This is a genomic window from Rhizobium sp. BK313 (genome assembly GCF_014193655.1).
Taxonomy (GTDB): domain Bacteria; phylum Pseudomonadota; class Alphaproteobacteria; order Rhizobiales; family Rhizobiaceae; genus Rhizobium.
Genome location: NZ_JACHZQ010000001.1, coordinates 917,565 through 930,020 on the forward strand (window position 1 = coordinate 917,565; position 12,456 = coordinate 930,020).

Genomic DNA, 12,456 nt, shown 5'->3' on the forward strand with positions numbered 1-12,456 from the left:
GCTATTTCGGTCGAACAGCTGCGATGGAGCGCGCAGTGTGGGTGACACGTTCGGTGTCGGCAAAGGGGCTTACGGACGCCTACGTCCAGATGGGAGCGATGCCAACCTTCGCCTGCGCTCCCCATCTGCCGGACTGTCGCGCGCTAGAGAGCCCGAAGGTCTTCTTCGTCGGCTCGTAACTGAGCTTCTGCCGGTCCTTGAGGGCCTTGCAGGCCCGACCGCTCGGCTGCAGAAATATGCACGAAAACATCCGGCGAACCATCGTCCGGTTGAATGAACCCATAACCCTTTTCAGAGTTGAACCTCTTACCAGTACCCGTTGCCACCTGAAGTCCTCGCATGCTTCCTGCAGATCGAGAATTAGGGCGCGAAAGCGCGCCCGACAAAACCCCTGCCCAAGGGAACGATTATGGTCGAGGAGTGCGGCATCGCCCAATAGCTCAACGACCACGAAAGCCCGAAGCGTTACGAACGGTTCCCGTCGGTGTTGTGCTTGAAAGGAGTACGACCATGGGAACCAACGACACAAATGCCACCCCGAGCAACGTCGCCCGAAAGACGTAAGGACGATACCGGAAAAGCCCGAGCCGGGCGACAAGGAATCGCTTGCTCCTCCTACCGTGCAAAGGCCGGGAGCCAAGGATATGAAAGCGAGCGCCCGATCGTCAATCCGGTGACGGGCGGCGCGCTTTGACGTGGCGGCCATGCTCCACCCTGTCTCGTGGGCTACCAAACCTTTGCTGATGTTTGGTCGAGAGATTGCCGAGTACTACAAGACTGAGATGCAAAGCGGCTGCCCTTGCCCCTTGACCATAGATCGCCAGAGGAATTTGAAACCCAACTCGTCCAGTAGGCGGTCCGGCTCGGAGGACCTCATTGGTTCGAAGCCCTGATACACCAGAGGCGCTGCGGTTCCTCTACGTCATGTGCCGGCGCTGTCCAACAGCGGCGGGCAGCGTGGTCGCGCGCGACGCCAAGCGGGCCTTGTCATATCCTGGAAGCGCAGAATAGCTCATCATTTCCGAATACGGAGCGTACCGACGACGCGGGCGAGGGATGTCGCCGGTTCGGATAGAAATGTTATAGAGCAAACGGCTGGCACCAGTCTCCCAAACTTGCAAGCTGGCCCACCCCTAGTCCGCGGAGCGCGGCGTCGCGCCTTCTGGATTGAGAACCTCGGCGATCAAAGGGCTTAAGGACGCAGGCAGCGGTCGCTGGGAAATGACGGTCGGCTTTGTGTCGAAGTAGAGATCAATGAAACTCTGCGCTATGTCGATCGGGCGAGGTCGCGAGCATGCCGCGACAAGACTCGGAAATTTGACATTGGTATTCCATCACCAGCAACCTACCTCGCCCTGGCCGGCGCGGTAAAGGCGGTGATCGCTGCCTCGGCATGCCCCGCCTCGCGTAAGAGACGCCGGGTGAGTTCCACTGTCGGTCCGCTCAAGGCACCGTCAGGTCGGATAAGGTGGAATGAAACGTGGTAGTCCAACGACCGGTCGGAAATCGGAACCAGGCTACCGCAAGCCAGCGCTGCATCTGAAAGCGGCGGCCGCGCCAACGCAATGCCTACACCCTGAACACAGGCATCAATGACAAGATTATAGTCCTCGAACCGACGATCCTGGCCGCGAGGCAGATACTCGACATCATCGACCGCGAGCCAGCGGCGCCAACCCTCAATATTGGAATCGTGCAGGATCGGCATCTTGAGCAGCGATTGCGCGTCGCGGTCCTGCCCGAGCCGCTCCATCAAGGAAGGGGCCGCAATCGGAAACGATTTCTCGTGCCACAGAGCCATGGCGCGTACACCGGCCCACGGCCCCTTTCCGCAACGAATGGCAAGGTCAGTTCCTTCGCTAAAATCCGCCAGCCGATGCTCGAGCACAAGATCGAGGTGAATGTCGTCGCGTTCAAGCTTTGGCAAACGCGAGAAGAGCCATAAGGAGGCGACAGAAGGCGTCAGGGAAAGACGAACCGTTGTCTTGTTTCGCCGGGGCACCCAACGCTCGTCGGTATCGCTAAGGAGAGCAAGCGCCTCTTGCGTCCGGGCAAAGAAGCGCATGCCCTCCGGAGTAAGGCTGACACCGCGAGCCTGGCGCGCGAAAAGCCGAACGCCTAACCAGCGCTCCAATCGTGATATTTGCCGGGAAACCGCACCATGCGTGACGCCGCCCTGTTCAGCGGCCGCGGAGAATGAGCCAAGGCGTGCGGCTCGGGAAAAGGTTTCAAGCGTATCGAGCGGTGGAAGGGTTTGCGAGCTATGAACCATAATCACATCAGATCATTGATTGCGGTGCTTTTCAAGCCGTGCTTCGAAAGCGTAATTCAGCTGGATTAACGGATGGAGGCGACGATGACTGTGATGACGGGCGAATCAGAAGCGAAGAATAGATTTGACTTGACGGCCATTCTGGCCATCGTCGTCACGATTGTCCTTTGGGCCTCTTCATTTGTCGTCATTCGCGTCTGTCTCGGTCCTCTGACGCCGGTCGAACTCGCCACCGCGCGCTACGTGACGGCCGGTCTTATCGCTCTTGGCTATCTGGCGGTCCGGTGGACTGCACCGAGTAGGAGAGATCTCACGCGGATATCCATCGCCGCTGTGCTCTTCATTGCCGCTTATGCCGTTCTACTCAATACCGGCGAGCAAACTGTGCCGGCGGGGCCGGCGAGTTTCATCATCAACACGATGCCGGTCTTCACCGCGTTGATCGCCACCTTTGCCCTGGGAGAGCGCTTCGGCTTTTGGGGATGGGTCGGCACGGCAGTTTCTTTTTGTGGTGTGGCACTGATTGCCGCCGGCGGGGAAGACGGGTTCAACCTAGATCTCAATGCCATTCTGATCCTCGGCGCTGCTGCCTGCTCGGCCGTCGCCAGCGTTCTCCAAAAGCCTGTTCTCGGCCGCTTGCCAGCATTGACAGTGACCGTGTGGGTTCTGCTGATTGGTTCACTTCCTCTTCTTCCCGCAGTTCCCGCGACCCTCAAGGCCCTACTGGCTGCGCCGGCGATCGTGAACTGGAGTATCGCCTATCTGGTGATCTTCCCGACAGCAATCGGTTATGTGACCTGGGCCGTCGCTCTAAAGCGGCTTTCCGCTGCGCGGGCAACCAACTTCCTTTACGGCGTGCCGCCAACGGCAACGCTGATCGGCTTCATCTGGTTGGGAGAAAAACCCTCAATAATCGGTGCGATCGGTGGCATCGCCGCTATTTGCGGCGTTGTGATCGTCAATGCATTGCGGCGGAGTTGACGCTGCGGGTAGAGGTGAGACGAGGATCCAGCTATCTACGTGGACCGCTTCGATGTGTCGACGCTGGCCCTTTTCTTAACGACCTTATGAAGCTCTTCCCGGCTCAAAAGAACACCAGTCTCCCCCGGCTTCTTGTCCGGATGGCTGAATTTCATGCCCTGTTCTGCCGGCATATCCAGCGCTTGTTTCGTATTCATGAGACCGACCGGCACACGCTTGCCGTCCACCTTCACCGTGGCTTCAACGATTTTCTTCTTCGTCTTTTTCATATTTCGCGCTCCGTCTCTACGGCAAACGCCGTCGAAGCGCGATCGTTCCTGAGAGCAAATCAATCGCGCCATTTGGCGTCCGCGTGGACGGACCTGCGGCAGCGTACTTCGATAGCGCCAACCACTATTTCGCGGGCTTTTCTTCCTCTGACACCCGGTCAGTCTTCTTGAGCAATACAAGCTCATCAGATGTCGTCTGATTGTCCGTCGTAACGCTCGCTGTGGTCATTTTTTCGTCGACGGCCGCATTGTTCTTGGCGTGATAGGCGCATTCGGCAAACGCCATTGGAGCGGATAGGCCAAGGGCCGCCGCCACTACTAGAAGCATCTTCATGGTCTTCTCCTTCTGGCTAACCACAGATAGTAACCGACCATCCCCTAAGCCAGAAATCACAATTCCGTACCGGGTGTCAGCAGTGATAGCCGCTCCCAATCCTGGAACGATGCGGGATTTATGCAGGCGCGAGAAGGGTTAGTGGGATGCAGTGGCTCGATGGCTTTAGCGATCTTGATCAAATGGCAAGACGTAGCCGCTCTGGTGCTTCCGCGGCTGCGTCAATGCTATCTAGCGGCCGTGCGTCATTCTGGCCCCTTCTAAGGCCTCAAACCAGCTTGAAATAATTTTGGATTAAATGGGCCAATACAAACGTTTTAAGCACTTGAAAACTCACAAACTTGTCAAGGCGGCCTACCCGACAGGCGCACGGTAAAGCTAATCAGCTTAATCGGAACTTCCGGTAATCTCGTCGACCGCATCTATACGAAGTCAATCTCCCCGTTTAAGCCAGCGCCGAACGCCTCGCGCACAGCCGAATTGAAGGCGCATGGCCTCGGTGACGTGTTCGGCGGCCTGAGTGGCGTCATGGATCCATCTGTGGTCGCTTTATTGGGAATATGCTTTAGCCGCCACTTCCCGGGCCGCCGTCGCCTTCGAGGAATTCCGGATATTGAATGACTTGACCCTCGTTCGTGTCGATCGTTGATCGGGAAGCCAGGCGTACGCGCACGCCTGGTCCGCCAGGGGTGGTTGCGCCGTCTTCTAAGAAGATCACATCCTTCTCCAATACCGCTCGCAAGGCGTCGAGCGTCGACTGTTTGGCATCCGCGCCGTTCTCAATGCGAGTGACCGTGTTTGCGGTAACTCCGGCCTTTTCGGCTAGTTCCCTCACACCCAAACCGGCCGCGGCTCGCGCCATTTTCAATTGAATTGGCTTCATTTGTGTACCCTTACAAACGCATGTTGACATTGAACCAGAAGCGGTCGAGCGATCGGTACAGTGTACAAACACACTACGACAAAAGCAAATCGGCCATGCCAACCGGGAGGATGTTGGTGAGGCGCGATATTGGACGCCTAAACGCCCAACCATCGCCGTGGCGGCGATCTCTCATCCCCGCCAATTCCCGCGAAGAAAGAGCAGCGCCGGCTAGTCATGTGGACGCCGCACCGCTCCATGGCTATCCCCAGCCGAACACTGTCGGTGTTAGGACCACATAGCCGGCATTTTGCGCGCAGCGCAAGGAAAGGCCCTTTGATCGCATCGCCGGCAGGTGGTTAGCCAATTCTGTTTTTACTAATATTGAGGAAGGTTAGCCGCCTCCCGATCAATTATTTGCAGCGGCTGTAAGTCCTAATACTGCATCGCCTCTGCATGCGACAAGAACTATGCCGCCGACCTCTAGTCTCCATACCATTTTTCGGAAGCAGCACTAGTTAAATCGACACTTTAACGGAGGGGATTTCTGTGAGCAGACAGGGCAGTGACGTTCAGCGCAATGACGCGGATTCAGGCGAGCTCCAAAAATTGGGCATGACGGCAATGGTAAGCGATGACGCTCGGGTTTTGCTGGAGGTCCTCCTAGCCATGCGGCAGGGCGACTTTTCAGTTCGAATGCGATCAGATCTGACCGGGGTCACCGGAAAGATCGCCGATACCTTGAACGATATCATTGCCGCGAACGAGAAAATGGCCGCGCAGCTGGAAAATGTCGGTCAGGTTGTCGGGCGCGATGGGCGAACGAGCACACGTGTCCGCTTTGGTCTTGCGAACGGCGCATGGGCGGACATGGAAGGCTCGATCAACACGCTTATCGACGACCTGCTTTGGCCAACCACCGCTGTGACGCGCACCATTACAGCTGTCGCCAAGGGCGACCTCCTCCAGACCGTTCCCCTCGATGTTGACGGCAGACCGCTGAAGGGAGAATTCCTGCGCTCCGCCGACATCGTCAACACAATGATCAAGCAGCTCAGCGTTTTCACATCGGAGGTAACACGCGTCGCCCGTGAGGTTGGCACGGATGGCAAGTTGGGCGGCCAGGCGCAGGTCGCGGAGGTGACGGGCGTTTGGAAAGACCTGACGGAGAGTGTCAATTCTATGGCCTCGAACCTGACAGCGCAGGTTCGCAACATCGCGGAGGTGACAATCGCTGTAGCCAACGGCGACCTTTCCAAGAAGATCACCGTGGACGTTCGGGGCGAGATCCTGCAGCTGAAGGAAGCGATCAATACAATGGTCGATCAACTCCGCTCGTTCGCATCGGAAGTTACCCGCGTTGCGCGGGAAGTTGGTACAGAAGGCAAGCTCGGTGGCCAGGCGCTTGTGCCCGGTGTCGCCGGCACTTGGAAGGATCTGACAGACTCGGTCAATGCCATGTGCGGCAATCTGACGGCACAGGTCCGCAACATCGCGCAGGTGACGACTGCCGTTGCCCGCGGCGATCTTTCCCGCAAGATTACCGTAGACGTGTCTGGCGAAATTCTGGAGCTGAAGGAAACGATCAATACCATGGTCGATCAGCTGAATGGTTTTGCAGGCGAGGTCACGCGCGTAGCACGCGAAGTCGGCACCGAGGGCCGCCTCGGCGGCCAGGCGCAGGTGCCAGGTGTCGCCGGCACCTGGAAAGACTTGACCGACAACGTCAACTCCATGGCGTCCAATTTGACGGCCCAGGTTCGAAACATTGCTGAAGTGTCGACGGCAATCGCCAACGGTGACCTATCGCGCAAGATCACCGTCGATGTGAAGGGGGAGATCCTGCAGCTCAAGGAAACCCTCAACACGATGGTGGACCAGTTGAACCGGTTCGCCTCCGAAGTCACCCGTGTTGCCCGCGAAGTCGGCACGGAGGGCAAGCTCGGCGGTCAGGCCCAGGTCCCAGGGGTCGCCGGAACCTGGAAGGATCTGACGGAGAACGTCAACTCCATGGCGTCCAACCTCACGGGTCAGGTGCGAAACATTGCCGAGGTGACGACCGCCGTTGCGCGAGGCGACCTGTCGCGCAAGATCACCGTCGACGTGAAGGGCGAAATCCTTGAACTCAAGAACACCATCAACACGATGGTGGACCAGCTCAACGCCTTTGCCGGTGAAGTGACGCGCGTGGCGCGAGAGGTCGGCACGGAGGGAAAGCTCGGCGGACAGGCGCAGGTTTCCGGCGTCGCCGGCACTTGGAAGGACCTGACCGACAGTGTGAACTCTATGGCCGGCAATCTGACCGCTCAGGTCCGCAATATCGCCGAGGTCGCCACCGCAATCGCCAACGGCGATCTGTCGCGCAAGATTACCGTCGATGTGCGCGGCGAAATTCTGCTCCTGAAAGACACTCTCAATACCATGGTCGATCAGCTGCGCTCGTTTGCTGGTGAAGTCACCCGCGTCGCACGCGAGGTCGGCACCGACGGCCGTCTCGGCGGTCAGGCCGTTGTGCCAGGCGTCGCGGGAACCTGGAAGGATCTAACGGACAACGTCAATCTGCTTGCCGCCAATCTCACCACGCAGGTGCGCAACATTGCCGAAGTGACGACGGCAGTTGCACGAGGTGACCTGTCGCGCAAGATCACCGTCGACGTGAAGGGCGAAATTCTCGAACTCAAGAACACCATCAACACGATGGTGGACCAGCTCAATGCGTTTGCGGGTGAAGTCACGCGCGTGGCGCGCGAGGTTGGCACGGAAGGAAAGCTCGGCGGCCAAGCGCAAGTACCCGGTGTGGCGGGCACGTGGAAGGACCTGACCGATACGGTCAACGTCATGGCCGCCAACCTCACCGAGCAGGTACGCGGCATCGTCAAGGTCGTGACAGCCGTTGCCAACGGCGATCTCAAGCAGAACCTCACTGTGGCATCCAAGGGCGAGGTCGCCGCACTTGCGGAAACCATCAACAATATGACCAATACGCTCGCAACCTTCGCTGACCAGGTCACGACGGTCGCCCGCGAAGTAGGCGTCGAGGGCCGCCTGGGCGGTCAGGCGAACGTGCCGGGCACGGCCGGCACTTGGAAAGACTTGACGGGAAACGTCAATCTACTCGCCGCAAACCTCACGACACAGGTCCGTGCAATTGCCGAAGTCGCAACAGCGGTGACCAAGGGCGACCTAACCCGCTCGATTCAAGTCGAGGCGCGGGGCGAAGTTGCCGAGCTCAAAGACAATATCAATACAATGATCGATAACCTGCGTTTGACGACCGAGCAAAATACCGAACAGGACTGGCTTAAAACCAACCTTGCCCGATTTACCAATATGCTGCAAGGTCAGCGTGACCTTACGCTTGTCGGAAGACTGCTCCTTTCCGAGCTGGCACCGCTGGTTGGGGCACATCAGGGCGTGATCTACCAGGTGGACGCAGAGGAGCACTATCCGAGGCTCTCGCTGCTGTCGACTTATGCCGACGGGATCGATGCCACACATCCGCCCTTGCTCCAGTTCGGCCAAGGGCTGATTGGCCAGTGCGCGAGCGATGCTCGCCGAATCCTTATCACCAATCTTCCTGACACGGTCGTACCCATCAGTTCCGGAATTTTTTCGACACTCCCAAAGAGCGCCATCGTCTTACCGGTTCATTTCGAGGGGCAAGTGAAGGCGGTAATTGAGCTTGCATCGGCAAGCGAGTTCACGGAATTGCAGCTTTCCTTTCTGGACCAACTCACAATGTCCATCGGCATCGTGCTCAACTCGATTGAAGCAACGATGCAGACGGAAGGATTGCTCAAGCAGTCGCAACAGCTCGCAACCGAACTTCAAACACAGCAGAGGGAATTGCAGCAGACCAACGAACAACTGGAACAGAAGGCCCAGCAGCTTGAGGAACGGAACGTCGAAGTCGAGGCAAAGAACCAGGAAATCGAGCAGGCGCGGCGAGCGCTGGAGGAAAAGGCCGCAGAGCTTGCGCTCACATCGAAATACAAATCGGAATTCCTCGCCAACATGTCCCACGAGTTGCGTACGCCCCTGAACTCCATCCTTATCCTCGGCCAGCAACTGAGCGAAAATCCCGACGGCAATCTTTCTGGCAGGCAAGTCGAATTCGCCAAAACCATCCATAGTGCCGGGACGGACCTGTTGAATCTCATCAGCGACATCCTGGACCTTTCGAAGATCGAGTCGGGAACGGTTTCCGTCGATGCCGAGGAGATCTTCATAAACAACCTGCTTGAAGTTATGGCCCGACCGTTCAGGCATGAGGCCGAAAACCGCAATCTTTCGTTCTCCGTCGATGTCGGAAAGGATGTCACGAGGAGTATCATCACCGACTCCAAGCGGCTCCAGCAAATCCTCAAGAATCTGCTGTCAAATGCCTTTAAATTCACGGCGGAGGGCGGTGTTACGCTTCGGGTCATGTCGGTGACCGAGGGTTGGTCTTCGGATCACCCCTCTTTAAAGCATGTCCCCTCCGTCATTGCTTTTGAGGTCGCCGATACCGGCATCGGCATACCACCGGAGAAGCAGCGAATTATCTTCGAGGCATTCCAGCAGGCCGACGCCTCGACAAGCCGACAATATGGCGGCACCGGGCTTGGGCTCGCCATCAGCCGTGAGCTCGCGAACCTCTTGGGGGGAGAGATCCAGCTCCGCAGCACCCCAGGCGTGGGCAGCACGTTTGTGCTCTATCTCCCCCTCACATATGTTGGCGCCGGCTCTGGCGCGCCAAAAGCTATTCCGGCGCAGACCAATGTGGTGCAATTGGCGGAGGCGGCCGCAGCTCGCCGTGCAGACAAACCCTTGGAGGTTGTCGAGGACGACCGCAGCGATATCAGACCCGGGGGACGCGGTGCTGCTCGTCGTCGAGGACGATGCACATTATGCAAGGGTCCTCGTGGACCTGGCACATGACAACGGTCTCAAGGCGCTGGTTGCCATGCGCGGAAGCGATGCTCTGAACCTTGCGCAGGAATATCGGCCGACTGCGATCTCACTCGACATCTTCCTGCCGGACATGCTCGGCTGGACCGTCCTCAGCCAATTGAAGCAAAGTGCGGCAACGCGCCATATTCCCATTCAGATCATCAGTCTTGACGAGGACCGGCAGCATGGTTTGACGCGCGGAGCCTTCGCATTCATGAGCAAGCCGACAACGACGGACAGCCTCGCCCGGGCATTTTCCAGGCTTAAGGCCTACGCGGAACCCCGTCGTAAAACGCTCCTCCTTGTCGAAGACAACGAGGCGGAACGCCTAAGCATCGCCGCGCTTCTCGGCCATGATGATATCGACATCACCAGTGTCGGATCCGGCGCAGAGGCGCTGAGCGTGCTCAAGCAGGCTCCGGCCGACTGCGTCGTGCTCGACCTTTCCCTGCCGGACATGTCTGGTTTTGAAGTGCTCGAAAAGATTCGCGACGATGGAGAGATCGCAGAAGTTCCCGTCGTTGTATTCACCGGCCGTGAACTTTCCCCGGAGGAAGATGCGCAGCTGCACACGATGGCCCGCAGTGTTGTGGTCAAGGGGGTGGAATCGCCGGAGCGATTGTTGGACGAGACGGCGTTGTTCCTCCACCGAGTTGTCGCCGACATGCCGCAAGCCAAGCAGGCAATGCTTGAGGTATTGCATAGATCCGATGAGGATCTCGTCGGAGAGACCGTGTTGCTTGTCGATGATGACGCACGTAATATTTTTGCGTTGAGCAGCGTGCTGGAGCGTCGAGGAATGAGGGTCCTTACTGCTACCACCGGCATCGAGGCGATCGAGGTGATCAATATGGATCCGGCGGTCGCCATCGTCCTGATGGACATCATGATGCCTGGAATGGACGGATATGAAACGATGCAGGTCATTCGCTCAGATCCAAAATTTCGGCGCCTTCCAATCGTTGCTCTGACCGCTAAGGCCATGAAAGGAGACCGCGAAAAGTGCCTTGAAGCCGGTGCCTCGGACTACCTGGCAAAGCCTGTCAATACGGAGCAATTGCTTTCAGCCCTGCGCATGTGGTTGCATCGTTGAGGACATGGCCATGACCCCCGCTGTCAACATTCTTCTCGTCGATGATCAACCGGCAAAATTGCTAAGTTATGAGGTGGTCCTCCAGGATCTTGGTGAAAACCTTATAAAGGCTCAATCTGCCAGAGAGGCACTGGAGCAGCTCCTGCGCAACGAAATCGCCGTTATTTTGGTTGACGTGTGCATGCCTGAGCAGGACGGCTTCGAACTCGTCAGCATGATCCGGGAGCATCCCCGTTATCAGAATACAGCCATTATTTTTGTATCTGCCGTAATGATGGCAGAGCCCGATCGTTTAAGGGGCTATGCGGCGGGCGCTGTCGACTACGTCGCCGTGCCGATCATTCCAGAAGTGCTGCGCGCGAAGGTGAGGGTATTTGCGGACCTTTACAGGAAGACGAGGGAGCTCAAGCTTCTGAATGCAGATCTTGAGAATCGGGTACGCGAGCGTACTGCGGAACTCGAGGCTTCATCGCGACAGTTGCGCGAGCTGAATGGAGAACTCGAACAGAGGATCGATCAAAGGACGCGTGAGCGCGAAGAAGCGCTTGCGCAGCTATTCGAGGCGCAAAAGCTGGATGCGGTCGGAAAGCTGACAGGTGGCGTCGCACACGACTTCAATAACCTGCTGATGGCGGTGTTAGGCAGTCTCAATCTGCTCGAAAAGCGGCTTCCGAAGGACGAGAAAACCGCGCGGCTGCTTGCCAACGCGATACAGGCGGCCGAGCGTGGCGCTGCGTTGACGCAGCGGCTGCTGGCATTTTCGCGCCGCCAGGAACTAAAGCCCGAGGCGGTCGATTTCGTCAAGCTCTTCGACAATATTCAAGACCTTCTGAGTAGGGCACTCGGGCCAGGAATAGACGTCAAGAAACAGATCCCCTTACGCATTCCGCCGCTATTGGTCGATAGTAATCAGCTGGAACTTGCATTGCTCAATCTTTTTGTAAATGCCCGTGACGCTATGCCGGATGGCGGCACGATTACCGTTTCTGCGCTGGAGAATGACGTTTCCCGCCCCACCAGTCTCATGGCGGGACGCTACGTGCGCATCTCAGTATCCGACAACGGGGAAGGGATGGATGAAGCGACCGCATCTCGCGCAACTGAGCCTTTTTTCACCACGAAAGGTCTCGGCAAAGGGACAGGCCTCGGCTTATCCATGGTCCACGGTCTCGCCGCGCAATCTGGTGGCGCCCTAGAACTAAGGAGCGTCAAGGGTGATGGGACGACGGCCTATCTGTGGTTGCCAGTCGCCGAAAATGCAGCGCTTGCGGCGCCTTTACCCGAAACAGCACCGCAGGAGAGTGTCCCGGCGCACGCACATGCCCTAAAGGTTCTCGTCGTGGATGACGACGTCCTGGTCAGCATGGGGACGGCCGCGATGTTGGAAGATCTGGGCCATGTCGCCGTCGAGGCATCTTCCGCAACCCGAGCGGTCGAAATCCTGGCCTCTGAGCATGGTTTCGATCTTGTCGTAACCGATCATGCCATGCCGGGAATGACCGGGGCTGAATTGGCTCGGTTCATCTTTGCATCATTCCCCAGGCTGCCAGTGATTTTGGCTTCGGGTTATGCCGAGCTGCCAAACGATGATGCACTTTCGAGGTTATTGCGGTTGACGAAGCCGTTTACGCAAGAGCAGCTTCGAACCGCGGTCGAACATGCAATCGCCAGACACGGGATCGGAGCTTGAGGGGTGATTTCCGAACTGTTCCC

At 57.8% G+C, this 12,456-nt stretch carries 6 protein-coding genes and 3 pseudogenes; 4 read left to right on the plus strand and 5 right to left on the minus strand.

Annotated features, from left to right (window positions below; translation table 11 throughout):
- Positions 1 to 79: 79 nt before the first annotated feature.
- Positions 80 to 326: pseudogene (locus FHT86_RS04385) on the minus strand (cold-shock protein).
- A 184-nt stretch (positions 327 to 510) separates the two neighbouring features.
- Between FHT86_RS04385 and FHT86_RS37770 the strand changes: the two are divergent.
- Positions 511 to 694 (plus strand): annotated as a pseudogene (locus FHT86_RS37770) (hypothetical protein).
- Between the two features lie 651 nt (positions 695 to 1,345).
- On the opposite strand, the gene FHT86_RS04390 reads toward FHT86_RS37770, so the two are convergent.
- Positions 1,346 to 2,272 (minus strand): LysR family transcriptional regulator, encoded by a 927-nt coding sequence (locus FHT86_RS04390; protein ID WP_133705697.1) that lies wholly within the window; start codon positions 2,270 to 2,272, stop codon positions 1,346 to 1,348.
- A gap of 72 nt (positions 2,273 to 2,344) precedes the next feature.
- Here FHT86_RS04390 and FHT86_RS04395 point away from each other — a divergent pair, with 72 nt between their 5' ends.
- Complete coding sequence (locus FHT86_RS04395) at positions 2,345 to 3,253, plus strand: DMT family transporter (RefSeq protein ID WP_133705698.1); 909 nt, start codon at positions 2,345 to 2,347, stop codon at positions 3,251 to 3,253.
- 35 nt (positions 3,254 to 3,288) lie between these two features.
- On the opposite strand, the gene FHT86_RS04400 is transcribed toward FHT86_RS04395, so the two are convergent.
- The 3 genes from FHT86_RS04400 to FHT86_RS04410 all read right to left on the minus strand — a co-directional run bounded on the left by FHT86_RS04400 (position 3,289) and on the right by FHT86_RS04410 (position 4,739).
- Positions 3,289 to 3,522: a hypothetical protein gene (locus FHT86_RS04400; protein ID WP_133705699.1), complete on the minus strand. Its 234-nt coding sequence runs from the start codon at positions 3,520 to 3,522 to the stop codon at positions 3,289 to 3,291.
- Positions 3,523 to 3,646: 124 nt separating this feature from the next.
- Positions 3,647 to 3,856 carry a hypothetical protein gene (locus FHT86_RS04405; RefSeq protein ID WP_133705700.1) on the minus strand — a complete coding sequence of 70 codons (210 nt, stop codon included), beginning with the start codon at positions 3,854 to 3,856 and terminating at the stop codon, positions 3,647 to 3,649.
- A gap of 565 nt (positions 3,857 to 4,421) precedes the next feature.
- Positions 4,422 to 4,739, minus strand: a complete 318-nt coding sequence (locus tag FHT86_RS04410) for a helix-turn-helix domain-containing protein (RefSeq protein ID WP_133705701.1) — start codon at positions 4,737 to 4,739, stop codon at positions 4,422 to 4,424.
- Positions 4,740 to 5,333: 594 nt separating this feature from the next.
- On the opposite strand from FHT86_RS04410, the pseudogene FHT86_RS04415 reads away from it, so the two are divergent.
- Positions 5,334 to 10,743: pseudogene (locus tag FHT86_RS04415) on the plus strand (HAMP domain-containing protein).
- 10 nt (positions 10,744 to 10,753) lie between these two features.
- Positions 10,754 to 12,433: a response regulator gene (locus FHT86_RS04420; RefSeq protein ID WP_133705702.1), complete on the plus strand. Its 1,680-nt coding sequence runs from the start codon at positions 10,754 to 10,756 to the stop codon at positions 12,431 to 12,433.
- Positions 12,434 to 12,456 lie beyond the last annotated feature (23 nt).

Bases quoted from the DNA above. Each gene is read 5' to 3' on its own strand.
- FHT86_RS04390 (WP_133705697.1), bottom strand. From the start codon at position 2,272: ATGGTTCATAGCTCGCAAACCCTTCCACCGCTCGATACGCTTGAAACC.
- FHT86_RS04395 (WP_133705698.1), top strand. From the start codon at position 2,345: ATGGAGGCGACGATGACTGTGATGACGGGCGAATCAGAAGCGAAGAAT.
- FHT86_RS04400 (WP_133705699.1), bottom strand. From the start codon at position 3,522: ATGAAAAAGACGAAGAAGAAAATCGTTGAAGCCACGGTGAAGGTGGAC.
- FHT86_RS04405 (WP_133705700.1), bottom strand. From the start codon at position 3,856: ATGAAGATGCTTCTAGTAGTGGCGGCGGCCCTTGGCCTATCCGCTCCA.
- FHT86_RS04410 (WP_133705701.1), bottom strand. From the start codon at position 4,739: ATGAAGCCAATTCAATTGAAAATGGCGCGAGCCGCGGCCGGTTTGGGT.
- FHT86_RS04420 (WP_133705702.1), top strand. From the start codon at position 10,754: ATGACCCCCGCTGTCAACATTCTTCTCGTCGATGATCAACCGGCAAAA.